General features: G+C 63.7%; 24 protein-coding genes and 1 pseudogene. 12 read left to right on the forward strand and 13 right to left on the reverse strand.

What is annotated here, in order from left to right; translation table 11 throughout:
- Positions 1 to 9 precede the first annotated feature (9 nt).
- The 3 genes from ACVWY5_RS13615 to ACVWY5_RS13625 all read right to left on the reverse strand — a co-directional run bounded on the left by ACVWY5_RS13615 (position 10) and on the right by ACVWY5_RS13625 (position 4940).
- Entirely contained in the window at positions 10 to 516 is a 507-nt protein-coding gene (locus tag ACVWY5_RS13615; protein WP_051376169.1) for an invasion associated locus B family protein, read from the reverse strand.
- A 105-nt stretch (positions 517 to 621) separates the two neighbouring features.
- On the reverse strand, positions 622 to 3774 hold the full coding sequence (locus ACVWY5_RS13620) for an efflux RND transporter permease subunit (protein ID WP_028334313.1): 3153 nt from the start codon (positions 3772 to 3774) through the stop codon (positions 622 to 624).
- Positions 3771 to 4940 (reverse strand): efflux RND transporter periplasmic adaptor subunit, encoded by a 1170-nt coding sequence (locus ACVWY5_RS13625; protein WP_028334314.1) that lies wholly within the window; start codon positions 4938 to 4940, stop codon positions 3771 to 3773. The genes ACVWY5_RS13620 and ACVWY5_RS13625 overlap by 4 nt, the downstream gene beginning before the upstream one ends.
- Positions 4941 to 5122: 182 nt before the next feature.
- Here ACVWY5_RS13625 and ACVWY5_RS13630 point away from each other — a divergent pair, with 182 nt between their 5' ends.
- The 7 genes from ACVWY5_RS13630 (at position 5123) to ACVWY5_RS13660 (ending at position 11804) form a co-directional block, all read left to right on the forward strand.
- Positions 5123 to 5584 carry a MarR family winged helix-turn-helix transcriptional regulator gene (locus ACVWY5_RS13630; protein ID WP_028334315.1) on the forward strand — a complete coding sequence of 154 codons (462 nt, stop codon included), beginning with the start codon at positions 5123 to 5125 and terminating at the stop codon, positions 5582 to 5584.
- Positions 5585 to 5711: 127 nt separating this feature from the next.
- Positions 5712 to 5951 (forward strand): hypothetical protein, encoded by a 240-nt coding sequence (locus ACVWY5_RS13635; RefSeq protein ID WP_028334316.1) that lies wholly within the window; start codon positions 5712 to 5714, stop codon positions 5949 to 5951.
- 251 nt (positions 5952 to 6202) lie between these two features.
- Positions 6203 to 8770, forward strand: a complete 2568-nt coding sequence (locus ACVWY5_RS13640) for a TonB-dependent receptor (protein ID WP_456671673.1) — start codon at positions 6203 to 6205, stop codon at positions 8768 to 8770.
- Between the two features lie 20 nt (positions 8771 to 8790).
- Positions 8791 to 9480 carry a Fe2+-dependent dioxygenase gene (locus ACVWY5_RS13645; protein WP_028334318.1) on the forward strand — a complete coding sequence of 230 codons (690 nt, stop codon included), beginning with the start codon at positions 8791 to 8793 and terminating at the stop codon, positions 9478 to 9480.
- Positions 9481 to 9483: 3 nt separating this feature from the next.
- Positions 9484 to 10530 (forward strand): tonB-system energizer ExbB, encoded by a 1047-nt coding sequence (exbB, locus tag ACVWY5_RS13650; RefSeq protein WP_051376159.1) that lies wholly within the window; start codon positions 9484 to 9486, stop codon positions 10528 to 10530.
- A gap of 3 nt (positions 10531 to 10533) precedes the next feature.
- On the forward strand, positions 10534 to 10998 hold the full coding sequence (exbD, locus tag ACVWY5_RS13655) for a TonB system transport protein ExbD (RefSeq protein ID WP_028334320.1): 465 nt from the start codon (positions 10534 to 10536) through the stop codon (positions 10996 to 10998).
- Positions 10999 to 11009: 11 nt separating this feature from the next.
- Positions 11010 to 11804 carry an energy transducer TonB family protein gene (locus tag ACVWY5_RS13660; RefSeq protein ID WP_028334321.1) on the forward strand — a complete coding sequence of 265 codons (795 nt, stop codon included), beginning with the start codon at positions 11010 to 11012 and terminating at the stop codon, positions 11802 to 11804.
- A 140-nt stretch (positions 11805 to 11944) separates the two neighbouring features.
- Here the strand turns inward: ACVWY5_RS13660 and ACVWY5_RS13665 are convergent, their stop codons facing one another.
- From ACVWY5_RS13665 to ACVWY5_RS13690, 6 genes and pseudogenes are all read right to left on the reverse strand, one after another.
- A complete protein-coding gene (locus ACVWY5_RS13665) occupies positions 11945 to 13180 on the reverse strand; it encodes an ABC transporter substrate-binding protein (RefSeq protein ID WP_028334322.1) in 1236 nt (411 codons plus the stop codon).
- Between the two features lie 195 nt (positions 13181 to 13375).
- A complete protein-coding gene (locus tag ACVWY5_RS13670) occupies positions 13376 to 13783 on the reverse strand; it encodes a hypothetical protein (RefSeq protein ID WP_028334323.1) in 408 nt (135 codons plus the stop codon).
- A gap of 103 nt (positions 13784 to 13886) precedes the next feature.
- On the reverse strand, positions 13887 to 14567 hold the full coding sequence (locus tag ACVWY5_RS13675) for a site-2 protease family protein (protein ID WP_028334324.1): 681 nt from the start codon (positions 14565 to 14567) through the stop codon (positions 13887 to 13889).
- A gap of 85 nt (positions 14568 to 14652) precedes the next feature.
- Entirely contained in the window at positions 14653 to 15090 is a 438-nt protein-coding gene (locus ACVWY5_RS13680) for a DMT family transporter (protein ID WP_321176812.1), read from the reverse strand.
- Positions 15078 to 15841, reverse strand: a pseudogene (locus tag ACVWY5_RS13685) (IS5 family transposase). The gene ACVWY5_RS13680 and the pseudogene ACVWY5_RS13685 overlap by 13 nt, the downstream one beginning before the upstream one ends.
- Positions 15842 to 15909: 68 nt before the next feature.
- A complete protein-coding gene (locus ACVWY5_RS13690) occupies positions 15910 to 16404 on the reverse strand; it encodes an EamA family transporter (RefSeq protein WP_038377612.1) in 495 nt (164 codons plus the stop codon).
- Between the two features lie 92 nt (positions 16405 to 16496).
- On the opposite strand from ACVWY5_RS13690, the gene ACVWY5_RS13695 reads away from it, so the two are divergent.
- Positions 16497 to 17369: a LysR substrate-binding domain-containing protein gene (locus tag ACVWY5_RS13695; protein WP_028334983.1), complete on the forward strand. Its 873-nt coding sequence runs from the start codon at positions 16497 to 16499 to the stop codon at positions 17367 to 17369.
- Here ACVWY5_RS13695 and ACVWY5_RS13700 read toward each other — a convergent pair.
- From ACVWY5_RS13700 to gntR, 4 genes are all read right to left on the reverse strand, one after another.
- Complete coding sequence (locus ACVWY5_RS13700) at positions 17366 to 18112, reverse strand: SDR family NAD(P)-dependent oxidoreductase (protein ID WP_028334984.1); 747 nt, start codon at positions 18110 to 18112, stop codon at positions 17366 to 17368. The genes ACVWY5_RS13695 and ACVWY5_RS13700 overlap by 4 nt on opposite strands.
- A 13-nt stretch (positions 18113 to 18125) precedes the next feature.
- Positions 18126 to 18860 (reverse strand): SDR family oxidoreductase, encoded by a 735-nt coding sequence (locus ACVWY5_RS13705; protein ID WP_028334985.1) that lies wholly within the window; start codon positions 18858 to 18860, stop codon positions 18126 to 18128.
- Positions 18861 to 18973: 113 nt separating this feature from the next.
- On the reverse strand, positions 18974 to 20812 hold the full coding sequence (locus ACVWY5_RS13710) for an IlvD/Edd family dehydratase (protein WP_028334986.1): 1839 nt from the start codon (positions 20810 to 20812) through the stop codon (positions 18974 to 18976).
- A gap of 210 nt (positions 20813 to 21022) precedes the next feature.
- On the reverse strand, positions 21023 to 22051 hold the full coding sequence (gntR, locus tag ACVWY5_RS13715) for an HTH-type transcriptional regulator GntR (protein WP_028334987.1): 1029 nt from the start codon (positions 22049 to 22051) through the stop codon (positions 21023 to 21025).
- 208 nt (positions 22052 to 22259) lie between these two features.
- Here gntR and ACVWY5_RS13720 point away from each other — a divergent pair, with 208 nt between their 5' ends.
- From ACVWY5_RS13720 to ACVWY5_RS13735, 4 genes are all read left to right on the forward strand, one after another.
- The gene (locus tag ACVWY5_RS13720; RefSeq protein ID WP_028334988.1) at positions 22260 to 23327 is read left to right on the forward strand and encodes an ABC transporter ATP-binding protein; all 1068 of its coding nucleotides are present in this window, start codon (positions 22260 to 22262) and stop codon (positions 23325 to 23327) included.
- A 76-nt stretch (positions 23328 to 23403) separates the two neighbouring features.
- The gene (locus tag ACVWY5_RS13725; RefSeq protein ID WP_028334989.1) at positions 23404 to 24723 is read left to right on the forward strand and encodes an ABC transporter substrate-binding protein; all 1320 of its coding nucleotides are present in this window, start codon (positions 23404 to 23406) and stop codon (positions 24721 to 24723) included.
- Between the two features lie 109 nt (positions 24724 to 24832).
- Positions 24833 to 25792, forward strand: coding sequence for a carbohydrate ABC transporter permease (locus tag ACVWY5_RS13730; protein ID WP_018271134.1), 960 nt, complete (start codon positions 24833 to 24835; stop codon positions 25790 to 25792).
- Entirely contained in the window at positions 25785 to 26708 is a 924-nt protein-coding gene (locus tag ACVWY5_RS13735) for a carbohydrate ABC transporter permease (protein ID WP_016847193.1), read from the forward strand. The genes ACVWY5_RS13730 and ACVWY5_RS13735 overlap by 8 nt, the downstream gene beginning before the upstream one ends.
- Positions 26709 to 26716 lie beyond the last annotated feature (8 nt).

The raw sequence follows: 26716 nt of genomic DNA on the forward strand, positions 1-26716 counted from the left end.
TGCGCGGCGTTACTTGATCTTGTCGTAGACCGTCGCGAAGTCGGCGAGCGACATCGGGATCGAGATGGTTTCCTTGCCGAGATTCTGGAACGACACCTTGAGCTGCTTGCCCGATTTCAGCTGGCTCAGGACATCGTCGGCGATCGGCGTATTGATGTAGCAGCCGCGCGCCTCGCAAGTTTGGATCGGCACGTCGACGGCCTTGCCGTCGTCGACCTGCAGCTTGGCGCCGACAGGCAAGTTCAATCCCAGTGGAAGCTGGATCAGCGCAACCGGCGTGCGGGTGTCGCCGGGAACGCGGATATTGACCAGCACGATGAGCTGGCCGGTCTTGGTGAGCACCGCGGTCTGTTCCATCGCGCATTCGAGCGGAGCGTCGCGGCTCGCACTGGTGCAGCGTGCGATCCAGCCGGAATTGTTGGGGGCTGTTGCATCGCTCTGGGGAGCGGCGGGAGCAGCTGCCGGAGCGGGCGCGTTCTTGCTCTTGGCCGTCTGAGCGTGGCCGGAGTGGGCCATGCCGAACACGGTGAACAGGACGAAGAGCGACTTTGCGACAATCTTCACGATACCGGCTCCGAAATGAACATCTTTCGGATGTGCCGGGATGCCGGCAAAGTCAAGTCACTCGGCGGCCTCCTTGACCGATCCATGCTCGCCGTCGTCAGCGTCGTGGTCGGCGCGCGGCGAGCGGCCCCAGTTCGCAAACGCATTCGAGAGCCTGTCGAGATAGAGATAGACGACCGGCGTCGTGAACAGCGTCAGCGCCTGGCTAACGATCAGGCCGCCGACCATGGCGTAGCCGAGCGGCTGGCGGATTTCCGAGCCGGTGCCGGTCCCTAACATCAGCGGCACGCCGCCGAGCAAGGCGGCCATCGTGGTCATCATGATCGGGCGGAAGCGGAGCAGGGCGGCCTGGCGGATCGCCGCCACAGGCTCCATGTGCTGGTCGCGCTCGGCCGCGATCGCGAAATCGACCATCATGATGCCGTTCTTCTTCACGATGCCGATCAGAAGGATGATGCCGATCAGCGCGATCAGCGAGAAGTCGAAGCCGGCCGCCATCAGGATCGCGAGCGCGCCGACGCCGGCCGACGGCAGCGTCGACAGAATCGTGATCGGGTGGATGTAGCTCTCGTAGAGGATGCCGAGGATCAGGTAGACGACCACGAGCGCCGCGAGGATCAACAGCGGCACGGTCGACAGCGATTGCTGGAACGCCTGCGCGGTGCCCTGGAAGCTCGAGCTCAGTGTCGGCGGCGCGCCGAGGTCGACCATCGCCTTCTGCACCGCTTCCGTCGCCTGGCCAAGCGCGACACCCTGCGCCAGGTTGAACGAGATCGTGATCGCCGGGAACTGGCCCTGGTGGCTGATCGAGAGCGGCCGTACCGGCACGCTGGTCCAGGTCGCGAAGGTCGAGATCGGCACCTGTTCGCCGGTCAGCGGTGACTTGATGTAGATCTTGTTCAGTGTGTCGATCGCGCCCTGCAGCTCCGGCAATACCTCGAGGATCACGTGGTAGCTGTTGAGCTGGGTGAAGTACTGCGTCACCTGGCGCTGGCCGAACGCATCATAGAGCGTGTCGTCGATCAGCTGCGGCTGGATGCCGTAGCGCGAGGCGGTGTCGCGGTTGATCTTCAATTCGAGCGTGGTGCCGTTGGTCTGCTGGTCGGTGGCGACGTCGCGCAGCTGCGGCAGCGTCTGCATCTTGCCGAGAATCTTCGGCGCCCATTCGTTCAATTCGGCGAGGTTGGCATCCTGCAGCGTGAATTCGAACTGGGTGCGGGTCGGGCGGCCGCCGAGGCGGACGTCCTGCGCCGCCTGCATGAACAGCCGGGCACCCTCGACCTTCTCCAGCTTCGGCCGCAGCCGGGCGATGACCTGCTGCGCGTTGGCGTCGCGATCCTTCAGCGGCTTCAGCGTGATGTACATCGCGCCGTTATTGCCGGCGCGGCCGCTGCCGCCGATCGCCATTGCCACCGTCGCCACCGCGGGATCCTGCTGCACGATCTTGCCGAGTTCCTCCTGCTTCCGCTTCATGTCGGCGAAGGAGATGTCCTGGTTGGCTTCCGAGGTCGCGGTGATCAGGCCGACATCCTGCTGCGGGAAGAAGCCCTTCGGGATGATGACGAACAGGTAGACCGACAGCGCCAGCGTCCCGAAGAAGATCATCAGCGTCGTGAACTTCCAGCGCAAGGCGAGGTCGAGCACGCTCTGATAGCCGCGCAGCATGGCGTCGAAGCCGCGCTCGCTGAGCTGGTAGAAGCGGCCGTGTTTCTCGTCATTGTGGGCGCGCAGGAAGCGCGAGGCCATCATCGGGGTCAGCGTCAGCGACACGAACATCGAGACGAAGATGGTCATCGCCAGCACGACCGCGAATTCGCGGAACAGGCGGCCGATGATGCCGCCCATCAGGAGCAGCGGGATCAGCACCGCGACCAGCGAGATGCTGATCGAAACGATGGTGAAGCCGATTTCCTGCGAGCCCTTGAAGGCGGCAGCCATCGGCTTCTCGCCCTCTTCGATGTAGCGGCTGATGTTCTCCAGCATCACGATGGCGTCGTCGACCACGAAGCCGACCGCAATCGTCAGTGCCATCAGCGACAGATTGTCGAGCGTGTAGCCGAACACCCACATCAGCGCGCTGGCGCCGAGCAGCGCCAATGGCACCGTGACTGTCGGGATCACGGTCGCCCAGAAACTGCGCAGGAAGACGAAGATCACCATCACGACCAGGAAGATGGTCAACAGCAGGGTGAACTGGACGTCCTCGACCGCCGCGCGGATCGTGGTGGTGCGGTCGCTGATGACGTCGATCTTGATCGCCGGCGGGATCGCGGCGACCAGCCGGGGCAGCGTCGCCTTGATCTTGTCGACGGTGTCGATGACGTTGGCGCCGGGCTGCTTGAAGATGACGAGGAATACGCCGCGCTTGCCGTTGGCCCAGGCGGCCTGCTTGGCGTCCTCGGGCCCGGTGACGGCCTGGCCGATGTCACGGATCCGCAGCGGCCCGCCATTGCGGTAGGCGATGATGACGTCGTTCCACGGGCTCGCCGTCAGCAGCTGGTCGTTGGCGTAGATGGTATAGGCGCGGGTGGCGCCGTCGATATTGCCCTTCGGGCTGTCGACAGTGGCGATGTTGATCGCGGCGCGGACGTCCTCCAGCGACAGGCCCTTGGCGACGAGCTTGGCCGGGTCGATCTGGACGCGAACCGACGGCTTCTGCTGGCCGCCGATGATGACCTGCGCAACGCCCGAGATCTGGCTGATCTGCTGCGCCAGCTGGGCGTCGACGGCATCGCTGACCGTCGTCAGCGGCAGCGTGTCCGATGTCGCCGACAGCAGCATGATCGGCGAGTCCGCCGGGTTGACCTTGCGGTAGGTCGGCGGCGAGGGAAGGGTTTTCGGCAGCTGGCCGCTTGCCGCGTTGATGGCGGCCTGCACGTCATTGGCGGCGCCGTCGATGCTGCGGTTGAGGTCGAACTGGATGGTGACCGCCGCCGTGCCGAGATAGCTCGTCGAGGTCATCTGCGCGATGCCGGGGATTTGCGCGAACTGGCGTTCCAGCGGCTGGGCGACCGAGGTCGCCATCGTTTCCGGGCTGGCGCCGGGCAAGGTCGCGGTGATCTGGATGGTGGGGAAGTCGACCTGCGGCAGCGGCGCGACCGGCAGCAGGGGATAGGCGACGAGACCGACGAACAGGATGCCCGCCATCAGCAGCGAGGTGCCGATGGGGAAACGAATGAATGGTGCGGAAATTCCGGCGCCGACGCTCATTCCTGCGCAACCTTCGACTGGGACGGATCCGAGCTCGCCACCGCCGTTGTCACCTGGGTTCCCGGCGAGACCTTGTACTGGCCCGCGGTGATCACCTGCTGTCCGGGCGACAGGCCCTCGTCGATCACCGACTTGCCGTCGATCGACTGGCTGACCTTGATCTTGCGAAGCTCGGCCTTGTTCTCCTGATTGACTGAATACGCGTAGAGGCCATCGGTGCCATGCTGCACCGCGTCATCGGGGACGACGGTGGCATCCTTCAAGGTTCTGACCAGAAGGCGGGTCGAGACCGACTGGCCCGGCCACAGCGCGTGGTCCTTGTTATCAAACACCGCCTTCAGCCGGACAGTCCCGCTTGACGTGTCGACCTGATTGTTGATCAGCGCCAGGGTTCCCGTGGATAGCACCCGCTTGCCGTCGGTGGTCAGGGCAATGGTCTTGGGCGGCGCCACGGCCAGCGCCGCCTTGATATCGGGTAGCTGGTCTTCCGGCGCGGTGAAGATCACAGTGATCGGTTCGATCTGGGTGATCGTGACAATGCCGGTCTGGGCCGAGGCGTTGACGATGTTGCCGATATCGACCAGTCGGAGGCCGACAATGCCGTCGATCGGTGATTTGACGGTGGTGTAGTCCACCTGGGTCTGGGCATTGAAGATGGCGGCCTCGTCAGCCGAGATCTGGGCGGTCAGCTGCGCCACCGTGGAGCGCTGGGTGTCGAGCTGCTGGCGCGTCGCGAACTCGCCGAGCTTGGTGTAACGCTGCAGGTCGAGATTGGCGTTGGCGAGATTGGCTTCGTCCTGCGCCTTCTTGGCCTTGGCCTGGTCGAGCGTCGCCTGATAGGGCCGCGGGTCGATCTCGACCAGCGTGTCCCCGGCCTTGACGAACTGGCCTTCCTTGAAAGCGATCCTGGTGATCTGGCCGTCGACCCGGGTGCGGACCTGGACCGTGTTGAACGCCTGCACGGTGCCGAGGCCGGTGAGATAGACCGGGAAGTCGGCTTTCTCGACCGGCGAGATCTTGACCGGAACGGCCGGGCGTTGGGCGGAGCGCTTCTGCGCGGCTTCGATCGCCTGCTGGTTGCTCGTGTGTTTCTGCCAGCCGAAATAACCGGCGGCGCCGACCGCAGCGATCACCAAAACCCAACCGATGGTGCGTGACTTTGACATGCGGACTCTTGGGTTCGACGTAACAATAAAGGGTGATCGAAACGGTTCACAGAGCTTGCGGATATAATATGCGTGCACTTAATGTGTAAACACACCAAGGCTTGAGAATCCTAAACATTTGGAAAGGTTTAGGTCAGAAACGAGCAGAAACATTTCGTCTGGGAAACGCACCGAGGACCCCTATGTCGCTCGATCTCAAACGCCAGTTTATCGCGCAGCTCGTCGAGAGTTCCCGGCTGCTGCGCAATTATATCGATCATCGCGCCAAGGCGCGAGGCACCACGCGTGCGCAATGGATCGTGCTCTTCCGCCTGCGCGAGCAGGAGGGGCTGTCCCAGGTCGATCTCGCCGACGTCCTCGAATTGCAGCCGATCTCGCTGGTGCGGCTGCTCGACCGCCTCGTCGAGCATGGCCTGCTCGAACGGCGTCCCGATCCCAGGGATCGCCGTGCCAATCGCCTGTTCCTGACCAGGAGCGGGCGCCGTCTCGTCGACGACCTCGACAGTCTGCGCGACGCGATCGCCGGCGACGTGTTGCGCGACGTCTCGGACAAGCATGTCGAAAGCGGCCTCTCCACGCTTCGCGAGGTCAAGGATCGCATCAAGGCGCTCGGCGAGGAGGCGGAGCGCATCGCCGCGAAATAGCGCATCTCATCGTGTGCAGATTCCTTCGCTCCATCCATTCACCCGTTGCAGCGTGCGCGAGCCGGTTGAATCGTCGCGGGATGTCGTTCATATCGCGCAGCGACGATGCGAGAGGATGAGGGCCGCGATGGATGAGTTGAACGGGCGCATGATGGCATGCCAGATCCTGCTCACCGGATTGATCGCGCGCGTCGCCAACGAGCAGCGGGACCCGCTGCGCTTTCTCACCGACTTCCGCGACGAGATCAAAGCAGTCGTCAACGGGGTCAACATCGCCGGCCTCGAGAACAGCGACCGCGTGCGGCAGGTCGCGCAGCGGACGATCGACGAGCTGTTTTCGCTGATGAAGCCACCAAGCGCCGAGTGATCGGGGACGCATGCGCTTGCAAGCGGCGGTCAATGACGGGCGACACCGATTTAGAACGATTATTAGAACGCTTAAAAACTACAGTTTAGAACGATTTCAAACAGCAGATTAGAATCGCTTTGAATTGGGGCGATTCAAGCCAACTGTTGCGCTCGGCGCATTGATAAAAAAAGTCACGCTTGATAACCGAAAGAGACAGTTCGTCGCAGCTTCATTTCGCGACGGGCTGACTTTTCTGGAGCAAGCAAGACATGAGCAATGTGAAGGCGCCGAGATCGCTGCGCTTCGATGCAGCGATCGGTTCGGCTGATGATACCGGTTATTCCGCCACGAAGGTCTCCGCAGTCGCGAGCCTGATCGCGGTGGCGTCGTTTTCGGGGGCCGAAGCGCAGCAATCCAACCTGCCGCCGGTGAATGTCGATGCCCCGGTCGCTCGCCCGCGGCCCGTGACGTCAAAGCCCACGGCGGACCAGGTCCGCGCCCGCAATGCGCTGCGCCGCGCCGCGCGCCGCAACAACCAGCAGGCACAGCAGGCGCCGGTGCCGTTCCCCAACGCCGGCGGTCTTCCCGCCGACCGCGATCCCTATGCGGATCCAGCCGCTCCATACAAGGGCGACCGTCTGCAGGCCTCAGGGAAATATCCCGAGCCGATCCTGAACACGCCGAAATCGGTCACGGTGCTGACTAAGGACGTGCTCGAAGACAAGAACGCCACCTCGCTGAAGTCGGCGATCCTGTCGACGGCCGGCGTCACGCTCGGCACGGGCGAGGGCGGCAATGCCTTCGGCGACCGCTTCTTCATCCGCGGCTTCGACGCGCGCAACGACATCTTCATCGACGGAGTGCGCGACTCCGGCGTCAGCGTCCGCGAGAACTTCTTCACCGAGCAGGTCGAGATCCTGCGTGGCCCCGGCTCGTCCTTTGCAGGCCGCGGCACCACCGGCGGCGCGATCAACATCGTCACCAAACAGGCGACGACGCAGAACAGCTTCTACAACATGGACACCACGTTCGGCACCGATCGCACCAAGCGCGTGACGCTCGACGTCAACCAGGTGATCAGCCCGACGCTGGCGATCCGCGCCGGCGGCCTGTTCCAGGATGCCGGCGTCGCCGGCCGCAGCTACGTCACCGACGACCGCAACGGCGCGTTCGTCGCCGGCACGTGGAAGCCGGTCGACGCGGTGAAGATCACCGGAAACTACATCCACACCGAGCTGACCGGACTCCCGGATTTCGGCGTGCCTTATTATCGACCGAGCACCGCGAGCACGGCCGGCGGCCCGTTCCCGGATTTTGGCGTCAACCGCAACAATTGGTATGGTTTCGTCAACCGCGACTTCTTCAGGACCGGGCAGGACATCGGCACCATCAACGCCGAGGTGCAGATCACGCCGGACCTCGTGGTCAGCAACAAGATCCGGGAATCGCGCTCGACCCAAAACTACATCGGCACGCTGCCGAAAGCGCCGACGCTGGCCGCGGGCGCTCCGTTCACGGCGTATACGCTGAGCGCCAATCCGCAAAGCCGCTACCAGGTCACAGACGTGTTCGCCAACCAGACCGAAGCGACCTACAAGTCGGTCGACGGCCTCGGCTTCAAGCACACGACGACGGCCGGCGTCGAATACGACAACGAGCGGTCCTCGATCGACAGATATCTTGGGCTGAGCTCGGAAATAACGACCGGCACATCGGCTTTCACGGGAAGCGGATCGCTCTCCGGCGTCAGCGTGTTCAATCCGCAATACACCAACATTCCATTCCCGATTCCGTCGGGGCTGTCCGGGATGCCGACCAAGATCGGGATCGACACCACCAGCGGCTACATCATGGATACCGCGAACTACAATGACTTCGTGATCCTCAATGGTGGCATCCGCTACGACGACTACAAGATCAACACGTCGGGATATCTGACGTCGGGCAACAGGACCACATTCGGCAGTCAGTCGGCCGACTTCGGGATGCCGAACTTCAATCTCGGCCTCACGTTGAAGCCGTTGCCGAACGGCAGCGTCTATGCGGCCTATGCAACCTCGTCGAACCCTGTCGGCGCCGAGTTCGACGGCACCAGCACGGCGTATGGCGGCCTGTCTCCGGTGCTGAACGGCGGCAATACCCAGATCTTCGGGCCGGAAAAGAACAAGGCGATCGAAGTCGGCACCAAGTGGGAATTGTTCGATCGTCATCTGCTGGTGACGGCGGCGCTGTTCCAGACCGAGAAGGAAAATGCGCGTGAATCGCAGAACGTGAACAACGCGGCCGCGGCCGCGGCGCTCGGCTGCTCCTATCCGACCGGGACGACCGGCAATATCTCCTGCATCACCGCGGGCGCGGCCTACCGCATCCGCGGCATCGATCTCGGCGTCGGCGGCAAGATCACCGACAAATGGAGCGTGTTCGGCGGTCTCGTGCTGATGCAGTCGGCAGTGACGAGGTCGCTCGCGCCGCCGGCCAACACCATCCTGTACTCCAGCAATGTCGGACTGCCGCTCGCCAACGTTGCGCATCAGTCGTTCAGCATGCTGACCAAGTACCAGCTCACCGACATGTGGGAGCTTGGCGGGCAGGCGGTGTATCGCTCGAAGGTCTATGGCGGCACGCTGCTCGCGGCCAACCAGGGCACCTCGATCCCGAGCTACTGGCGCTTCGACGCCTTTGCCGAAGCAAAGATCGACAAGCACTGGACGATGAAGCTGTTCGTCAACAACATCTTCGACAAGCGCTACTACGACGCGCTGTACCAGAGCGCGGCGCCGTTCGTGCTCGAAGCGCCGGGACGCGCCGCGTATCTGGTTGTTTCTGCGCGTTACTGACGGAGGCTTCGCGGCGACAGATGCTGGTCTGTGTTCCCAACGTATTGAGCAAGGCTGATGTGGCGGACTTCCGCCGCATCATGGCGCAAGCCGAATGGGAGGACGGTCGCTCGACCGCCGGCGCCGCGTCCGCGATGGTCAAGCGCAACGAGCAGCTGCCGCCCGATAGCGAGGTCGCGCGGCAGCTCGGCAACCGCATCCTGTCGGCGCTGTCGGCGAGCCCGCGCTTCATCTCGGCGGCGATCCCGCTTAGAATCTTTCCACCCTTGTTCAATCGCTATGCCGCCAGCGACGGGCACCATTTCGGCCTGCACGTCGACAATGCGGTGCGCGGCGACAGGCTGACGGGCATGAGGATCCGCACCGACCTCTCGGTCACGCTGTTTTTATCGGAGCCGGAGGACTACGACGGCGGCGAGCTCGTCATCGAAGACCTCTACGGATCCCATGAAATCAAGCTGCCGGCGGGCGATCTCGTGGTTTATCCTGCTTCCAGTTTGCATCTGGTCACGCCGGTCACGCGGGGGACCCGGGTAGCGTCTTTTTTCTGGCTGCAGAGCATGGTACGGGATGCACACGCGCGCAGCCTGATCTTTGATCTCGATACCGCGATCCAGGCTCTGGTGGAGCGGCTGGGGCGCGATGACCCCGAAACGGTCAAATTGACCGGGATTTATCACAACCTGATCCGTCACTGGGCCGAAGTGTAACTGATGATGACATTCAAGTTCCCCGCTGCGTCTGCCATGATCGCCTCGCTGGCGATGCTGATGCTGGCCGCGCCGTCTTCGGCGCAGCAGCAAACGGCGCCTGTAGCGCAGCCCGCACCCGTGACCCGGCCTCAGCCCGCACCCGCGGCCCAGCCGGCGGCAGCCCAGCCTGCGCCGACTGCCCAAACCGCGCCGATGGCCGCCCAGCCGGCACAAGCGGCACCGCAGGCCCAGGCCGCGCCGGCCCCTGCCGCGGCCGCTCCGGCACCGACGGCGAACGAGGCGTCCCTGGCTGCGCCCGCGAGCGGCGACAGCAAGTCGCTGAAGTCGACCTCGACCGGCCTGCACGAATTGTCGCCGTGGAATATGTTCTTGAACGCCGACATCATCGTGAAGGCGGTGATGCTCGGTCTCGCTTTCGCCTCGCTCGTGACCTGGACGGTGTTCATCGCCAAGATGGTCGAGCTGACGGTAGCGCAGCGCAAGCTGCGCGGCGCACTGGCCAAGATCGCTGAATCGCGCTCGCTGGCCGAAGCGCAGTTCGCGCTCGGCGCCAAGGGCAGCGTGCTGTCGTCGTTCATCGCTGCTGCGATGCGCGAGGGGCGCCTGTCGGCGGGCATCTCGAGCGACAGCGGCATCAAGGAGCGCGCGGCGTCGAGCTTCGCCGAGATCGTGCGCGCCGAAGCCCGCAAGATCCGCATCGGCATGGGCCTGCTCGCGACCATCGGCGCGACGTCGCCCTTCGTCGGCCTGTTCGGCACGGTCTGGGGCATCATGAACAGCTTCATCGGCATTTCGAAGTCGCAGACCACCAATCTTGCCGTGGTGGCGCCGGGCATCGCGGAAGCGCTGCTCGCGACCGCGATCGGCCTCGTCGCGGCGATCCCCGCGGTCATCATCTACAACCATTTCTCGCGCGTCACGAAGGTCTACCTCGAGCTCGTCAATCGCGCCTCGGGCGCCGCGGGACGGCTGTTGTCGCGCGACCTCGATCGCACCCATGGCGACGTTCCGCGCAACGCGCATGCGCGCGCCGCGGCGGCGGAGTAGGCGATGGCAGTCTCGATCTCCGAGAACGATGGCGACGACGATTTCGCGGAATCCCACGAGATCAACGTCACGCCGTTCATCGACGTCATGCTGGTGCTGCTGATCATCTTCATGGTGGCGGCACCGCTCTCGACCGTCGATCTTCCGATCGATCTGCCGACCTCCAGCGCGACGCCGCAGAAGAAGCCGGACAAGCCGACCTATGTCAGCATCAAGCCGGATCTCACGCTGGCGATCGGGGAGAACGCGGTGAAGCGCGTCGACCTGGTCAATTCGCTGGATGCCGTGCCCGACATGAGCCGGGACAAATACGTGTTCGTGCGGGCCGATCGGATGGTACCCTATGGCGAACTGATGGGCGTGATGGAGCTGCTGCGTGCCGGCGGCTACACGCACGTGAAGCTGGTCGCGCTCGAGGGCGTTCCAGGAGCGCCCGCGGCCGCGCCGGCTGATTCTGCCAAACCCTGACGGCGAACGCGATGTCCACCAACCCCGATCTCGACCTGCGGACCTCGAAGCGGCTCTGGGTGATCGCTGCCGTGACGGCGGTCGGGCTGCATCTGGGCGGTGCCGCGCTGGCGCTGACCAATTTGCGCGGCGACGACGGCGATGAGGGTCTCGGCGCCGCTGGCGCGGAATATGCCGTCGAGCTTGCCTCGGCGGATGTGCCCGACGATGCTGCACCGCCCGGCGCGCCGGCTGACGAGCAGCAGGCCGTGCAGGAAATGGCGCAGCAGAAGGCCGAGGTGAAGGACACCGACCTGCCTCAGGAAAGGCCTGTGGAGTCCGACGACCCCGATCGCATCGTGACGGAGGATACGGCCAAGAAGCAGAAGGAGGAGGAGGCCAAGGTCGCCAAGGTCGAGACCAATGCGCAGGAAGCGCAGCAAGCCTCGGAGTTGGCCGCGCCCACCAAGCTGGAGGACGCCCGTCAGTCGGAGACGACCAAGGCGCCCAATCCCGGCATCGGCAAGGACAAGCTGCTGCTGACCGCCAAATGGGGCAAGAAGATCAGCGCCTATCTCGACCTGCACAAGAAATTCCCCGAGAACGGCAAGGTCAAGGCAGCCAAGGTGAAGGTCGCACTTGTGCTGAATCGCCTCGGCAAGGTGTTGTCGGTTGCCGTGCTGGAATCGTCCGGAGATGCCGCCTTTGACGACGCGGCGATCTCGATGGTCCACCGGTCCGATCCGGTCCCGGCGCCGCCGGCCGACCTGACCGACGATCAATTCTCCTTCAGCCTCGACGTCAACTACAACAAGCCGAAGAAGTAGCGAGCCGCCGCCGGCTGCGATTAGACCCTGGCGTCATTCCGGGGCGCGACACGTCGCGAACCCGGAATCCATTTATCCATTGAATGTGCCGCTGCTCAATTCCGGGTTCGTCGTTTCACGCGGCCCGAAATGACGTTGCCTCAGCTCTTCTTCACCAGCGGGCAGACGCTCTTCTCGAGCGGCAGCCAGGCTTCGTCCGCGGGGATGGTGGCGACCAGCTTGTAATAGTCCCACGGATATTTCGACTCGGACGGCTTCTTCACCTCGAACAGATAGGCGGGGTGGATCTTGCGGCCGTCGACGCGGATCGAACCCTTGCCGAACAGGGGATCGTCGGTCGGTAGCTCCTTCATCTTGGCGACCACGGCGCGGCCGTCATGCGGATTGCCGCCGAGCGCTTCCAGCGCCTTGAAATAGTGGATCAGCGACGAATAGACGCCGGCCTGCACCATGGTCGGCGGGTTCTTCTTGAAGCGCTCCATGAAGCGCTTGGAGAAAGCACGGGTCTGGTCGTTCATGTCCCAGTAGAACGTCTCGGTGAAGTTCAGCCCCTGCGCGACGTTGAGGCCGAGCGCGTTGATGTCGGTGATGAACAGCAGCATGCCGGCAAGCCGCTGGCCGCCCGAGACGATGCCGAATTCCGCGGCCTGCTTGATCGCGTTGGTGGTGTCGCCGCCCGCATTGGCGAGCCCGACGATCTTGGCCTTCGAGCTTTGCGCCTGCAGCAGGAAGGACGAGAAGTCGGCATTGTTGAGCGGATGCTTGACGCTGCCGAGCACCTTGCCGCCATTCGCGGTGACCACCGCCGAGGTGTCGCGCTCGAGCGCCTGGCCGAACGCATAGTCCGCGGTGAGGAAGAACCAGGTGTCGCCGCCGGACTTCACCAGCGCCTTGCCGGTGCCGTTGGCGAGCATGTAGGTGTCATAGACCCAGTGCACCGTGTTCGGCGAACACTGCGCGCCCGTGAGGTCGGACGAGGCGGAGCCCGAGTTCAGGTTGACGACATTCTTTTCCTTCGAAAGGTTGGCAATCGCGAGCCCGACATTGGAGGCTGCGAGATCGACGAACACGTCGAACTTCTCGACATCGATCCACTGCTTGCCGATGTTGACCGCGACATCGGGTTTGTTCTGGTGATCGGCCGAAATCAGATCAATCTTCCAGCCCTTCGCCAGCAGCCCGGAATCCTCGATCGCCATCTGCGCCGCCACCGTCGAGCCGGGACCGCCGATATCCTGATAGAGGCCGGACTGATCGCCGAGCGCGCCGACCTTGGCGACCTTGTCCATCGTCTGCGCCGACGCACCGCCGCAGAACGCAAGACTCGTGGTCATGACCAGGGCCGTCGTGACCGAGGCTGCAATGGAACGCTTCATCTTCCCTCCAGTATGATTTTGTTTTTTGAGTTCCGCATTATGCCCGGCATCGGGCGCATCGCCTAGGGCGCTGGCGTGATCGCTCGCGCGCGATATTCCACGCCACGGCGATTGCGCGGCCGGTGACGCGCGACGGGATGCCGCGGCGTGCGGAGGTCGATCATCAAACGCGGATAGGGTGAAGCGCGGACGGCGCTATTTCCAGTAGTACCGGATCGCGACGTAGACCACGACGAGGCAGGCGAAGATCAGTGCCACCGGCATCGAACGCTTGGCGTTCGGGTCGGAGGTGCTCGCCTTCTTGGCGGGCAGGCGGCGGAACGTCGTGACGTTGCCATTGTCGGCGACAGGCTCGCGCGAGCGCGCCGGAACCTCCGGCGCTTTGCCGGCGCCGCCCATCTCGACATAATAGGTGCGGTACATCTCCTGGATGGTTGCTTCGCAGGCGTCGGCTTCGCTCATCTGTCCCAGCAGCTTGTTGTAAATGGCCAGGAAATTCTGCGCTTCAGGCGGTAGGGCGGAGGCGCCGTTCAGCTTGGCCATCATCTTCCAGGTCGCAAAGTCGGCCCGCGCGCGGGTGTCGGCGCGTCGTGCAATCAGCATATCGGCAGCTTTGATCACCATGGCCTCGAAGCGTTCCTGTCCTCAACGCGCGACCCGGAAAAATGGCTACCGGCTTTTCGGTCGGGTCGTGCGCAGATCAAGGCTATGTGTTTCCGGTAATGAGGAGAAGGGCGTTGATTACATAGCCGGTCAGAGTTCGCAGTATCGTTGAAATAACATCAAGATTTAGGCCGATTTGCTGGCCGATCACCGGCAGCAGGATCAACAGCCCGATCAGGATCAGCATGCCGTAGGGCTCCAGCCGGGCGAGCGGGATCGCCAGCGGCCGCGGCAACAGCCCGACTGCGACCCGGCCGCCGTCCAGCGGCGGGATTGGCATCATGTTGAAGATCGCGAGCACGATGTTGATCAGGAAGGCGTTTTTCAGGTTGTCCGCGGTCCATTTTGCGGCATCGGCCGGCACCAATGGCAGCGCGTGGAATGCCAGCGCCGCGGCGATCGCCAGGATGATGTTGGTGGCCGGGCCGGCCAGCGCCACCCACACCATGTCGAGCTTGGGATGATTGAGCTTGCGGAAGTTCACCGGCACCGGCTTGGCGTAGCCGAACAGGAACGGCGAATGCGCGAACAGCAGCACCGCAGGCAGGATCAGCGTGCCGAACGGATCGATGTGCTTCAGCGGGTTGAAGCTGACGCGGCCGAGTTGCCAGGCGGTGTCATCGCCAAGCCGATGCGCGACGAAGCCGTGCGCGGCTTCGTGAAACGTGATCGCAATGACCACCGGCAATACCCAGACGGAGATGTCATAGAGGGAGATGTTCAATGGCGTGCCGCCTCGGGTTCGCTGGGACCGGACCTCAGGCTAGCACGGATTCGCTGAGGGCCTTGCTGGCGAGCGTTGCCGCAGGTCAGCGCATGTCGGGAGCGACCGCGTGCGCCAGGGGCGGCTGGGTGGTCGCGATCCAGATGCCGACAAAAACGGTGACGATGCCGGCCACCAGATTCCAGCTCAGCGGCTCGCCGAGCAGAGCCGCGCCGACCAGCGATGCCGCGATCGGATTGACGGTGACCGAGATCGCCACCCGGGTCGGCGTCGTCCGTTCCAGCGCGAGGGCCCAGAGATAGAAGGTGAGCGCGGCGCCGAAGGCGCCGAGATAGATCGCGCCGAACCATTGCGGCGCGCCGAAATCGGCAACCGGCGCAAAACTGCTGCGCACCAGCGACGCTGTTATGAGGACAACAGACCCGGCCGCCATCGCGAGCGTGGTGAAGGGGATCGGGCCGGAGCGGCGGATATAGGGTTTTGACCAGATGCTGTAGGTGGTGTTGACACTTATCGCATCCATAGGACGATTGCAGCGAGCGTGACGATGGCTCGGTAATTTCGGGCGGTCTTTTCGAAGCGGGTTGCGACGCGACGGAACTGCTTGAGCTTGCTGAAGCAGCATTCCACGAGGTGGCGCTGGGCATAGAGATGCTTGTCGAGCGGATGTTTGAGGGCTCGCGAGGGGTTGTTGGGGATGACGGCGATCGCGCCTTTGGCTGCGATGGCCTGGCGCAAATGATCGGCGTCATAGGCTGCATCGGCCATGACGACCTCGGCGGGCAATCCCTCGATCAACGTGGCGGCTTGCGGGGCATCGCCCTTCTGGCCTGCGGTGAGGGTGAACCGCACGGGACATCCCAAACCTCGAACGGCCATATGTATCTTGGTGCTCAAGCCGCCGCGCGAGCGCCCGATCGCTTGATCTTCAGACCCCCTTTTTTTGCCCCGGCGGCGTGCTGATGCGCCCGGACGATGGTGGAATCGACGATCAAATATTCGAAGTCCGGATCATCGGACATCGCCTCGAAGATCCGCAACCAGACACCCTTGGTGCTCCATCGACTGAAGCGCCGGAACACGCTGTTCCAATCCCCAAACGCCTCCGGAAGATCACGCCAGGGAGAGCCCGTGCGAACGATCCAGAGCACCCCTTCCACGAACATCCGGTTGTCGCGTCCGGTCGAACCTTTCTGGTCGGGCCGGCCAATGATGAGCGGCGCCATGCGCTCCCAAGCCGCGTCGCTCAACACCAAACGATCCATCACACCCAAGGCCGCCTCCCAAAAGAAGCCTTGAATCTGATTTGGCCTCAAAAGGGAATCCCTAGAGTCCACACCGCCTAGAGCGCCATGCACAGCGCGGCTGCGACCATCAAGAGGTCGCCGCGCCAGGCGCCGGGTGGCGCCGTGGCGAGGCCGGAGAGCAGCGCCATCGAGACGCCGAGGATGGTGATCAGGACGCCTGCGGTTTTGCGTGCGGTGAGCGCTTCGGCGCCCAGCGCCGCGCCGACCAGCATGGTCAGCAGCGGCAGTGTCGACAGCGCGAGCGCGCCGCGCGCGGCGGTGGTGAAGATCAATGAGGCGTTGAACAGGACCGGAAACGCCGCAAAGAACAGCAGGCCGAGGCCGGTAACGCCGAGCCAGTCGTGCCGCGTCGGCCAGCTCCGGCGTTGCAGCAGTGCCGGCGGCAGCAGCAGCAGGACGCCGATGCCGAAGCGGAACGCGCCGATCGCCAGCGGGTCGATGGCGCCGACCAGAAACCGCGTCGCCCCGATCGAAGTGCCGCCGAGCGCGCTCGATGCCACCGCCGCCAACACCCCCCAGATCTCGCCCATTCCGTTCGCCCCTTGGTTTTGCTTGCGCAATCTAGGGATGGGGACATAATCAGGGAATGGAATAGATTTGATCGACTAAATCACAGATCGTTATGAACGCGCCCATCATGGACCCGGATCTTCTGCAGGCCTTTATCGCGGTGGCGGAGCATCGCTCCTTCACCCGCGCGGCCTCGGCGCTGAACCGGACCCAATCCGCCGTCAGCATGCAGGTGAAGCGGCTGGAAGAGCGGCTGCAGGCCGAACTGTTTCACCGCAGCACGTCAAGTGTCGACCTGAGTGCGGCCGGCGAGGGATTGCTCGGCTATGCCCGCCGCATCCTGAGCCTCAACGCGGAGGCGGTCGGCCGGGTGCGCGCGCACGGCACGGATGGGCGGGTTCGCCTCGGCGTGATGGACGACTATGGGACGATGATCGTCCCGCCGCTGCTCAAGGACTTCATCGCCGGCTATCCGCTGATCCATGTCGAGATGGAGACGGGGCTCACGTCGACAATGACCGATCGGCTCGGCGAAGCCTATGACCTCGTGATCGCGATGCACCCTGAGGGACGCGTCGAGGGCGAGTTGCTGCGCACCGAGCAGGCGGTGTGGGCCGCGAGCGCCACGCATCGCGTCGAGGAGCTCGATCCGCTGCCGGTCGCGCTCTATCCGCAGGGCTGCCTGTTCCGGAGCTGGGCGATGCAGGCGCTGGACCAGGCGAACCGGCCGTGGCGGCTCGCCTTTGTCAGCCACAGCCTGTCCGCGGTCGAGGCGATCGCGGCGCAGGGCCTCGCCGTGACCGTGGTCAAGTCGGGGACGTTTCCGCGGACGCTGCGTCGGCTGACCGCGCGCGACGGCATGCCGCGGCTGCCGCGAGCCGAGATACGGCTGCATCGCGCGCAAAACCTGTCGCACGCGGCGTCACTCCTGGCCGATCATCTCGTCGCGGCGCTGCGGCAGCCGACGAGGCGAGCGGCGAGTTAATAGGTCGCGCGGCCGCCGGAGATGTCGAACACCGCGCCGGTGGAGAAGGCGCAATCCTCCGACGCCAGCCATGCCACCATCGAGGCGAGCTCCTCGACCTGCACGAAGCGAGCCTTCGGGATCTTCGACAGCATGAAGTCGATGTGCGCTTGCGTCATCTGGTCGAAGATCGCGGTCTTCGCCGCAGCCGGCGTCACCGCATTGACCAGGACGTCGTGCTGCGCGAGCTCCTTGCCGAGCGATTTGGTGAGCGCGATCAGGCCCGCCTTGGACGACGAATAATGCGCGGCGTTCGGATTGCCTTCCTTGCCGGCGATCGAGGCGATGTTGACGATGCGGCCGTATTTCTGGCCGATCATGGTCGGCACGATCGCCTTGCAGCAGATGAAGGGACCCTCGAGATTGATGCGCATCACCCTGCGCCAGTCGTCGAGATCGGTTTCCCATACCGGCCTGTTGGCTCCGGTGATGCCGGCGTTGTTGACGAGAATGTCGATCTTGCCGAACGCCCGCAGCGTTTGATCGCGCGCGGCGTCGACCGCGTCAGGATTGGTGACGTCGGTCTTGATCGCGATCACGTTCTCGCCGATCGCCCGTGCGGTCTTCTCGGCCAGCGGCTGGTCGAAATCCCAGATCGCGACCTTGGCGCCCGACGCGACAAAGCGCTCGGTGATGGCGCGGCCAAATCCCTGCGCGCCGCCGGTGACGACGGCACAGCGCCCGTTGAGATCGATCTTGTTCATTGCTGCCTCCCGATTAAAGCGTCCAGCCGCCGTCGATGACGTGGGCGACGCCTGTCGTGAACGAGCTTTCGTCGCTGGCAAGATAGACGGCGAGCGCGGCGATTTCCTCGGCGGTGCCGAGCCGGCCCATCGGCTGGCGCGCAACGAACATCTCGCGTCCCTGCGGCCCGGCAGCTGCCGCACGCTCAAGCATCGAAGGCGTCTCGATGGTGCCGGGGCAGATGCAGTTGCAGCGGATGCCCCTGGCGATGAAGTCGGCCGCGACCGAGCGCGTCAGTGCCGCGACCGCGGCCTTGGTGGCGCTATAGACGTAGCGGTTCGGCGCCGCCTTCACCGCGCCGGCGGCGGAGGCGATGTTGACGATGGCGCCGCCGCCCTGCGCCAGCATGCCGGGCAGGAAAGCGCGCGTGGTGCGGTGCATCGACTTGACGTTGAGGTCGAAGGAGAAGTCCCAGTCGTCGTCCGAGCACTCCAGGGTGGTGCCGTGATGCACGAAGCCCGCGGCATTGAGCAGGATGTCGGTCTTGCCGGCGCGTTTTGCCATTGCCTCGACGGCTGCGGTGTCGCGCACGTCGAGCTTCGCAACCTCGGCGACGCCTTCCTGCTTGAGCAGCGCAAGTTTGCCTTCGTCGATATCGGTCGCGAACACGGTCGCACCCTCGCGGGTAAAGGCCAGCGCGCAGGCACGGCCGATGCCGACGGCCGCTGCGGTTACGAATGCGCGTTTGCCCTTCAGGCGGTCTGACATGCGTTTCTTCCTTCTTTGGCGATTTGCAGTGTCATGCGCGGGCTTGACCCGCGCATCCATCTTTCGGAGAACGATGGCTTGCCGGGTCGCGCCCGGCAATGACGGTTTGCGTCCTAGTGATTATCGCGCGCCACGCCGACCTTGCCGGCGATGTCGTGGTAGCGCGTCGCGAGCTCGAGGCAGGCGCCGGTCGCATGCTGGCCGACGGTCTTGCGGTAGAGCTCCTGCCACGGCGTCTGGTTGGCCGGATGCGGGAAGCCGCCCTTGGCCTTCAGCTCGGCGCGGCGGGTGCGCAGCTCATCCTCCGAGATCATGATGTTGGCGCTGCCCTTGTTGAGGTCGATGCGCACCTTGTCGCCGGTCCTCAGGATCGCGAGCCCGCCATCGGCCGCGGCCTCGGGCGAGGCGTTGAGGATCGAGGGCGAGCCCGAGGTGCCGGACTGCCTTCCGTCGCCGATGCAGGGCAGGGACAGGATGCCGCGTTTGATCAGCGCCGCGGGCGGCTGCATGTTCACCACCTCGGCGCCGCCGGGATAGCCGATCGGGCCGGTGCCGCGGACGAACAGGATGCAGTGCTCATCGATGTCGAGCGCGGGATCCTCGATCCGGTTGTGATAATCCTCCGGCCCCTCGAACACGATGGCGCGGCCCTCGAAGGCATTGAGGTCCTTCTGATTGGACAGGTACCGATCGCGGAATTCCTTCGAGATCACGCTGGTCTTCATGATCGCGGAGTCGAACAGATTGCCGCGCAGCACGATGAAGCCGGCGTCCTTCACCAGCGGCTTGTCGTAGCCCCAGATCACGTCGCCGTCGGGCGCAGGTGCTTCCTTGCAATTTTCGCCCATGGTGCGACCGTTGACGGTGAGGGCGCCTTCGTGGATGCGCTTGTGCTTGATCAGCTCGCGCACCACCGAGGGCACGCCGCCGGCGCGGTGATATTCTTCGCCAAGATAGAAGCCGGCCGGCTGCATGTTCACCAGCAGCGGGACGTCGTGGCCGTATTTCTGCCAGTCGTCGATCGACAGCTCGACGCCGACATGGCGCGCCAGGGCATTGATGTGGATCGGCGCATTGGTCGAGCCGCCGATCGCGGAGTTGACCACGATACAGTTCTCGAATGCCTCGCGAGTCAGGAAGTCCGACGGTTTCAAATCCTCCCAGACCATGTCGACGATGCGTTTTCCCGTCTCATAGGCGATCTGGCCGCGCTCGCGATACGGCGCCGGGATCGCCGCGCAGCCCGGCAGCGAGAAGCCGAGCGCTTCCGCGAGCGAGTTCATGGTGGAGGCGGTGCCCATCGTGTTGCAATGGCCGACCGAGGGGGCCGAGGAGGCCACGATCTCGATGAATTGCTCATAGTCGATCTCGCCGGCGGCGAGCCGTTCGCGCGCCTTCCACACCACCGTGCCGGAACCGGTGCGCTGGCCTTCGTGCCAGCCGTTCAGCATCGGGCCGCCCGATAGCACGATCGCCGGCAGGTTGACGGTCGCCGCCGCCATCATGCAGGCCGGCGTGGTCTTGTCGCAGCCGGTGGTCAGCACCACGCCGTCGAGCGGATAGCCGAACAACACCTCGACCAGGCCGAGATAGGCGAGGTTGCGGTCGAGCGCCGCGGTCGGGCGCTTGCCGGTCTCCTGGATCGGATGGGTGGGAAACTCCATGGCGATGCCGCCGGCGGCGCGGATGCCCTCGCGGACGCGGTGCGCGAGCTCGAGGTGATGCCGATTGCAGGGCGACAGGTCGTTGCCGGTCTGCGCGATGCCGATGATCGGCTTGCCGGACTGCAATTCCTCTCGCGTCAGGCCGTAGTTGAGATAGCGCTCGAGATAGAGAGCTGTCATGCCCGGATTGTGCGGGTTGTCGAACCATTCCTGGGAGCGGAGCCTGCGGCCCTTGCCCTTGCTGGTCGCGCCTGCGGCGTCGTGCCCGTTGGTGGGGGATTTTGTCATTGGTTTCTCCCGCAATGCAAACTGGTGGGCCCATTCAAGGGCTCTGGTTCAACGTCGTTTCTACCTTGCGCAAATCGTCGTGCATTACAAACCCGACCGATCACGCACAGGTGTTTCGTGTGATGGATTGGACCTTAGTTGAAGGGTCTTGGTTGCGCTATCATTTTATCATTTTTCGCGTCCCTTATGACGGGCAGCTGCCGGGCGACGTCAATTGCGTCGCGCCGAGCTTTGCCGTTCCATGACACTGAAGCCGAGATCGACGACGGGTTCGGCGGGCCGGCGCCCTTCCAGCGTCTCGATAACCATCACGGCAGCGTTTCTGCCCATTTCGTATCGATTGGTGCGCACGCTGCTCAAGGTCGGCTCGCTCGACGCCATGAATTCGAGGTCATTGAAGCCGACGATCGCTATCTGCTCCGGCACCGCCATGTGCCGGCGCTTGCATTCGAACAGCGCGCCGAGCGCAAGGTCGTCATTGACGCAGAACACCGCATCGATGTCGGGCGCCTTGGCGAGCAGGTCGGCAAACAGCGTCCCGCCGAGCGTGACCGAGGTTGGGATCGCCGTTGTCACAATAAGCTGTGGATCGAACAGCCCAGTGTCGGTCATCGCGGAGCGATAACCGTCGAGCCGGCGCTGCACCCGCGGATCCATCCGCGCGCCGAGGAATCCGATCCGCCGGTAGCCTTGCGCGAGCAGGTGGGCGATGGCCGCTTTTGCGGCGTCAAAATGCGAGAATCCGATTATCATGTCGATCGGGGAGGGACCGACCTCCATGATCTGGACGATCGGACAATCGACCGTCTCCATGATGCGGCGGGAATCGGCGGTCTGGTTGATGCCGGTAATGATCAGCCCGGCGGGCTTCTGTGCCAGAAACAGACGCAGCAGGCGCTCTTCCTGCAGGATGCTGTAGCGGGTGTTGGCGAGCTGAATGCTGTAGCGGCTGCCGTCGAGCGCATCATAGATGCCGCGAAGCACGTCGGAGAACACGTTGTTGGTCAGCGACGGGATCAGGACACCGATCACCTCGGTGCGCTGCGACGCAAGCGCGCGTGCCGCGAGATTGGGCACGTAACCGAGTTCTTTTGCCGCACTTTCGACCCGCGCGCGCTTGCCGGCCGAAAGTGCTTCCGGATTCCTGAAGAACCGTGAGGCCGTAATCGGACTGACACCGGCGAGCTTCGCGACTTCGGCGAGCCGGATCTTGCCTGGCGTGATGCGCTTTCGGGCCATTTGCCGCTCATATCACGACGTTCGTCGCAGACAAACTGATATTGACAGCGCTACCAAGCGATTGCTAATCGAACGATTGCCAAAACCGGATAAACTGCGGACAATAACGCCAGTCCAACAGCGTCGCGCACCCAGCGCGGCCGGAACACAAAACAGAGCGGTGGCGGCACTCGTCGTACGTCGTCGGGAACTTGAGGGAGGGAAGTGGATGTCGTCGGTCCAGATTCGCGACGTGCGGAAATCGTTCGGCAATTTTGAGGTTCTGCACGGCGTGTCGATCCCGATCGAGGACGGCGAGTTCGTCGTTCTGGTCGGCCCCTCCGGCTGCGGCAAGTCGACCCTGCTGCGCATGCTGGCGGGGCTCGAGAACATCACCTCCGGCACGATCTCGATCGGCGACCGCGTCGTCAACAATGTCCAGCCCAAAGAGCGCGACATTGCGATGGTGTTCCAGAACTACGCGCTCTACCCGCACATGACGGTTGCCGACAACATGGGCTTCTCGCTCAAGCTGCGCGGCGCCAAGCCCGAAGAGATCTCGACCGGCGTCAAGCGCGCTGCGGAAATCCTCGCACTGACGCCGCTGCTCGAGCGCTATCCTCGTCAGCTTTCGGGTGGCCAGCGCCAGCGCGTCGCGATGGGCCGCGCCATCGTGCGCGATCCCCAGGTGTTCCTGTTCGACGAGCCGCTGTCGAACCTCGACGCCAAGCTGCGTGTTGCGATGCGCACCGAGATCAAGGAGCTGCACCAGCGGCTGAAGACCACGACCGTCTACGTCACCCATGACCAGATCGAGGCCATGACCATGGCCGACAAGATCGTCGTGATGCATGACGGCATCGTCGAGCAGATGGGCTCGCCGCTCGAGCTCTATGACACGCCGGCGAACCAGTTCGTGGCTGGTTTCATCGGTTCGCCGGCGATGAATTTCCTCAAGGGCAATGTGAAGGTGAACGGCGCCGCCTATTTCGAGGGACCGAACGGCGTCAAGCTGCCGCTGAAATCGGCGCCGGCCAATTCCGACGGCCAACCCGCGGTCTACGGCGTGCGGCCCGAGCACTTCACCATCGCCGATGACGGCGCCGAGGCCGAGATCGTGGTGGTCGAGCCGACCGGCTCGGAGACCCAGGTGTTCGCCAAGCTCGGCGGCGAGCAGGTCGTCGCCGTGTTCCGCGAGCGCCATCTGTTCAACCCAGGCGACAAGGTTCGGCTCAAGCCGGATCCGTCGCTGGTCCATCTGTTCGACGATTCGACGGGGAAACGACTGAACAGCTGACGGACCGATCGATCTTAATGGCCGACCAACAGGCCAGATCAAAAACAATAAAAACACAATCATAGGGAGAAGGACGATGCACGATTTTACTCGCCGCTCGCTACTTCAGGGCGGCACGGCGCTGGCTGCAACCGGCATGCTCACCGGGCCGGCGCTGTTTGATTTCGCCAAGGCCTGGGCGCAGAGCGCGCCCTGGAAGGCGGAGCCCGGCGCCAAGCTCACCGTGATGCGCTGGAAGCGCTTCGTGCCGTCGGAAGACGATGCGTTCAACGCGATGGTCGCAGCCTTCAAGTCGGCGACCGGCACCGAGATGAATGTGTTCTCGGAATCCTTCGAGGACGTGCAGCCGAAAGCCTCCGTCGCCGCCAACACCGGTTCGGGCCTCGATCTGGCCTGGGGCCTGCACACGCTGCCGCAGCTGTTTCCGACCAAGGTCCTCCCGATGAACGACGTTGCCGATTATCTCGGCAAGAAGTACGGCGGGTGGACCGAGGCTGCCGCCACAACCTGCAAGAAGGGCAATGACTGGCTCGGCATTCCTGTCGCGACCGTCGGCGGCTATTTGACCTACCGCAAGTCGGCGGTTGAGAAGGCCGGTTTCAAGCAGGTGCCGTCCGACTTCCCGGCCTATCTCGAACTGTGCAAGGCGCTGAAGAAGAACAACACGCCGGCCGGATTCGCGCTTGGCCATGCCACCGGCGACGCCAATGCCTGGGTGCACAACATCCTGTGGGGCTTCAATGGCTGGACCGTCGACAAGGACGACAAGGTCATCATCAACTCGCCGGAGACGATGAAGGCGCTGGAATATGCCAAGGCGCTGTCGGAGACCTTCATTCCGGGTGTCGCGTCCTGGAACGACTCCTCCAACAACAAGGCCTTCCTGTCCGGCGAATTGTTCCTGACCTCGAACGGCATCTCGATCTACATCGCCGCCAAGGACGACCCGAGCAAGAAGGAGCTCGCGGACGATATCGACCACGCGCTGTGGCCGGTCGGGCCGATCGGCAAGCCGACCGAGCTGCAGCTCGCGGTTCCGATCCTCGCGTTCAACTTTACGAAGTATCCGAACGCGGCAAAGGCTTTCGTCGCCTTCATGCTGGAGAAGGAGAATTACGACAAGTGGCTGACCGGCGCGCGGGGCTATCTGACCCATACGCTGAACGCCTACGACTCGGCTCCGGTGTGGACCGCCGATCCGAAGAACGCGGTGTTCGGCCAGGCCTCGAAGCGCGCGCTGCCGGCCTCCGGCATCGGCACGCCCGGCGAGAAGGCCGCGACCGCGATCGCCGACTTCATCGTGGTCGACATGTTCGCGAACTACTGCACCGGTGCCAAGGACGGCAAGGCCGCGATGGCGGAAGCCGAACGGCAGCTGAAGCGTATCTATCGCTGATGTGATGGCCGCGGGCGGCGGAGCGCCGCCGCCCGCGTCATCATTGGAATGCCATCATTGGAATATTGCGTAGTCATGCTCAATCCGTTGAGCAATCGGGACATCGCCTATGGCTGACATCGCCCTTGCGCCGCGACGTGCGAAAACCGAAATCCGCGAAGCGACCGCCTGGGATCAGCTCCGCCACAACAAGAACTGGCTCGGCTTCTGGTTCATGTTGCCGGCGATGGCGTTCCTGATCTTCTTCCTGGCCTATCCGCTGGGGCTCGGCATCTGGCTGTCCTTCACCGACACCCGCATCGGCCGCGTCGGTCATTTCATCGGCACCGAGAACTATGAATGGCTGTGGGACGATGCCATCTTCTGGCTGTCGGTCTTCAACACGCTGCTCTACACCTTCATCGCGAGCGCCGTGAAGTTCGCGGTCGGGCTCTATCTGGCGCTGTTGCTCAACGAGCGCATGCCGTTCAAGGCGCTGTTGCGCGCCGCGGTGCTGATCCCCTTCATCGTGCCGACCGTGCTGTCGGCGCTGGCGTTCTGGTGGATCTTCGATTCCCAGTTCTCGATCATCTCCTGGTCGCTGAAGCACCTTGGCCTGATCACCCAGAACATCAATTTCCTCGGCGATACCACCTGGGCCCGGATCTGCGTGATCTTCGCCAATATCTGGCGCGGCGTGCCGTTCGTCGCGATCACGCTGCTGGCGGGCCTGCAAACCGTGCAGCCTTCGCTGTATGAGGCGGCGACCCTGGATGGCGCTTCACGCTGGCAGATGTTCCGTTACATCACCTATCCCTTGCTGACGCCGATCATCGCCGTCGTGATGACGTTCTCGGTGCTGTTCACCTTCACCGACTTCCAGCTGATCTGGGCGATGACCCGGGGCGGCCCGGTCAACGCCACTCATTTGATGGCGACGCTGTCGTATCAGCGCGCGATCATCGCGGGGCAGCTGGGCGAGGGCGCCGCGATCTCGAGCGCGATGATCCCGTTCCTGCTCGCCGCGATCATGGTGTCATGGTTCGGCCTGCAACGCAGGAAGTGGCAGCAGGGAGAGAGCAATGACTGATCTTCCCGCCTCCAAGGTCGACCTCAAGAGCATCCTGTCGACGCCGTCGCGCGTCGACAACAGCGAGGGCATGAGCTACCTGCAGTCGGTGCCGCGGCGGATCGTGACGCTCTACATCCCGTTGTCGATCATCGTGATCATCCTGCTGTTCCCGTTCTATTGGATGGGGCTGACGGCGATCAAGCCGGACGAGCAACTGCTCGATCTCGACAAGTACAATCCGTTCTGGACCTGGAATCCGACCTTCAAGCATATCCACAAGCTGCTGTTCGAGAGCTACTATCCGCATTGGCTCTGGAACACGATGTATGTGGCGGTGGGCGCCACCGTGCTGTCGATCATCGCGAGCGTGCTCGCGGCCTATGCGATCGTGCGGCTGCGCTACAAGGGCGCCAACGTCGTCGGCGGCCTGATCTTCCTGGCCTATCTGGTGCCGCCGTCGATCCTGTTCATTCCGCTCGCGACCGTCGTGTTCCAGTACGGCCTGTTCGACTCGCCCCTGGCGCTGATCCTGACCTATCCGACGATCCTGATTCCGTTCTCGACCTGGCTGTTGATGGGCTATTTCAAGACCATTCCGTTCGAGCTCGAGGAATGCGCACTGATCGACGGCGCCAGCCGCTGGCAGATCCTGATCAAGATCGTGCTGCCGCTCGCCGTCCCCGGCCTGATCTCGGCCTTCATCTTCTGCTTCACCCTGTGCTGGAACGAATTCATCTATGCGCTGACGTTCCTGCAGTCGACCCCGAACAAGACCGTGCCGGTCGCCATCGTCAACGAATTCGTTGACGGTGACATCTATCGCTGGGGGTCCCTGATGGCAGGGGCGCTATGCGGCTCGCTGCCGCTGGTTATTCTTTACGCGTTCTTCGTAGAGCATTATGTCTCGGCGATGACGGGTGCCGTGAAGGAATGAGCGCGCAA

This window comes from Bradyrhizobium sp. USDA 3256 (assembly GCF_054058275.1).

Bases quoted from the DNA above. Each gene is read 5' to 3' on its own strand.
- ACVWY5_RS13730 (WP_018271134.1), top strand. From the start codon at position 24,833: ATGGCTGACATCGCCCTTGCGCCGCGACGTGCGAAAACCGAAATCCGC.
- ACVWY5_RS13625 (WP_028334314.1), bottom strand. From the start codon at position 4,940: ATGTCAAAGTCACGCACCATCGGTTGGGTTTTGGTGATCGCTGCGGTC.
- exbB (WP_051376159.1), top strand. From the start codon at position 9,484: ATGATGACATTCAAGTTCCCCGCTGCGTCTGCCATGATCGCCTCGCTG.
- ACVWY5_RS13700 (WP_028334984.1), bottom strand. From the start codon at position 18,112: ATGAACAAGATCGATCTCAACGGGCGCTGTGCCGTCGTCACCGGCGGC.
- ACVWY5_RS13635 (WP_028334316.1), top strand. From the start codon at position 5,712: ATGGATGAGTTGAACGGGCGCATGATGGCATGCCAGATCCTGCTCACC.
- ACVWY5_RS13620 (WP_028334313.1), bottom strand. From the start codon at position 3,774: ATGAGCGTCGGCGCCGGAATTTCCGCACCATTCATTCGTTTCCCCATC.
- ACVWY5_RS13680 (WP_321176812.1), bottom strand. From the start codon at position 15,090: ATGGATGCGATAAGTGTCAACACCACCTACAGCATCTGGTCAAAACCC.
- ACVWY5_RS13645 (WP_028334318.1), top strand. From the start codon at position 8,791: ATGCTGGTCTGTGTTCCCAACGTATTGAGCAAGGCTGATGTGGCGGAC.
- ACVWY5_RS13690 (WP_038377612.1), bottom strand. From the start codon at position 16,404: ATGGGCGAGATCTGGGGGGTGTTGGCGGCGGTGGCATCGAGCGCGCTC.
- ACVWY5_RS13630 (WP_028334315.1), top strand. From the start codon at position 5,123: ATGTCGCTCGATCTCAAACGCCAGTTTATCGCGCAGCTCGTCGAGAGT.
- ACVWY5_RS13710 (WP_028334986.1), bottom strand. From the start codon at position 20,812: ATGACAAAATCCCCCACCAACGGGCACGACGCCGCAGGCGCGACCAGC.
- gntR (WP_028334987.1), bottom strand. From the start codon at position 22,051: ATGGCCCGAAAGCGCATCACGCCAGGCAAGATCCGGCTCGCCGAAGTC.
- ACVWY5_RS13705 (WP_028334985.1), bottom strand. From the start codon at position 18,860: ATGTCAGACCGCCTGAAGGGCAAACGCGCATTCGTAACCGCAGCGGCC.
- ACVWY5_RS13665 (WP_028334322.1), bottom strand. From the start codon at position 13,180: ATGAAGCGTTCCATTGCAGCCTCGGTCACGACGGCCCTGGTCATGACC.
- ACVWY5_RS13735 (WP_016847193.1), top strand. From the start codon at position 25,785: ATGACTGATCTTCCCGCCTCCAAGGTCGACCTCAAGAGCATCCTGTCG.
- ACVWY5_RS13615 (WP_051376169.1), bottom strand. From the start codon at position 516: ATGGCCCACTCCGGCCACGCTCAGACGGCCAAGAGCAAGAACGCGCCC.
- exbD (WP_028334320.1), top strand. From the start codon at position 10,534: ATGGCAGTCTCGATCTCCGAGAACGATGGCGACGACGATTTCGCGGAA.
- ACVWY5_RS13670 (WP_028334323.1), bottom strand. From the start codon at position 13,783: ATGCTGATTGCACGACGCGCCGACACCCGCGCGCGGGCCGACTTTGCG.
- ACVWY5_RS13720 (WP_028334988.1), top strand. From the start codon at position 22,260: ATGTCGTCGGTCCAGATTCGCGACGTGCGGAAATCGTTCGGCAATTTT.
- ACVWY5_RS13695 (WP_028334983.1), top strand. From the start codon at position 16,497: ATGAACGCGCCCATCATGGACCCGGATCTTCTGCAGGCCTTTATCGCG.
- ACVWY5_RS13725 (WP_028334989.1), top strand. From the start codon at position 23,404: ATGCACGATTTTACTCGCCGCTCGCTACTTCAGGGCGGCACGGCGCTG.
- ACVWY5_RS13640 (WP_456671673.1), top strand. From the start codon at position 6,203: ATGAGCAATGTGAAGGCGCCGAGATCGCTGCGCTTCGATGCAGCGATC.
- ACVWY5_RS13660 (WP_028334321.1), top strand. From the start codon at position 11,010: ATGTCCACCAACCCCGATCTCGACCTGCGGACCTCGAAGCGGCTCTGG.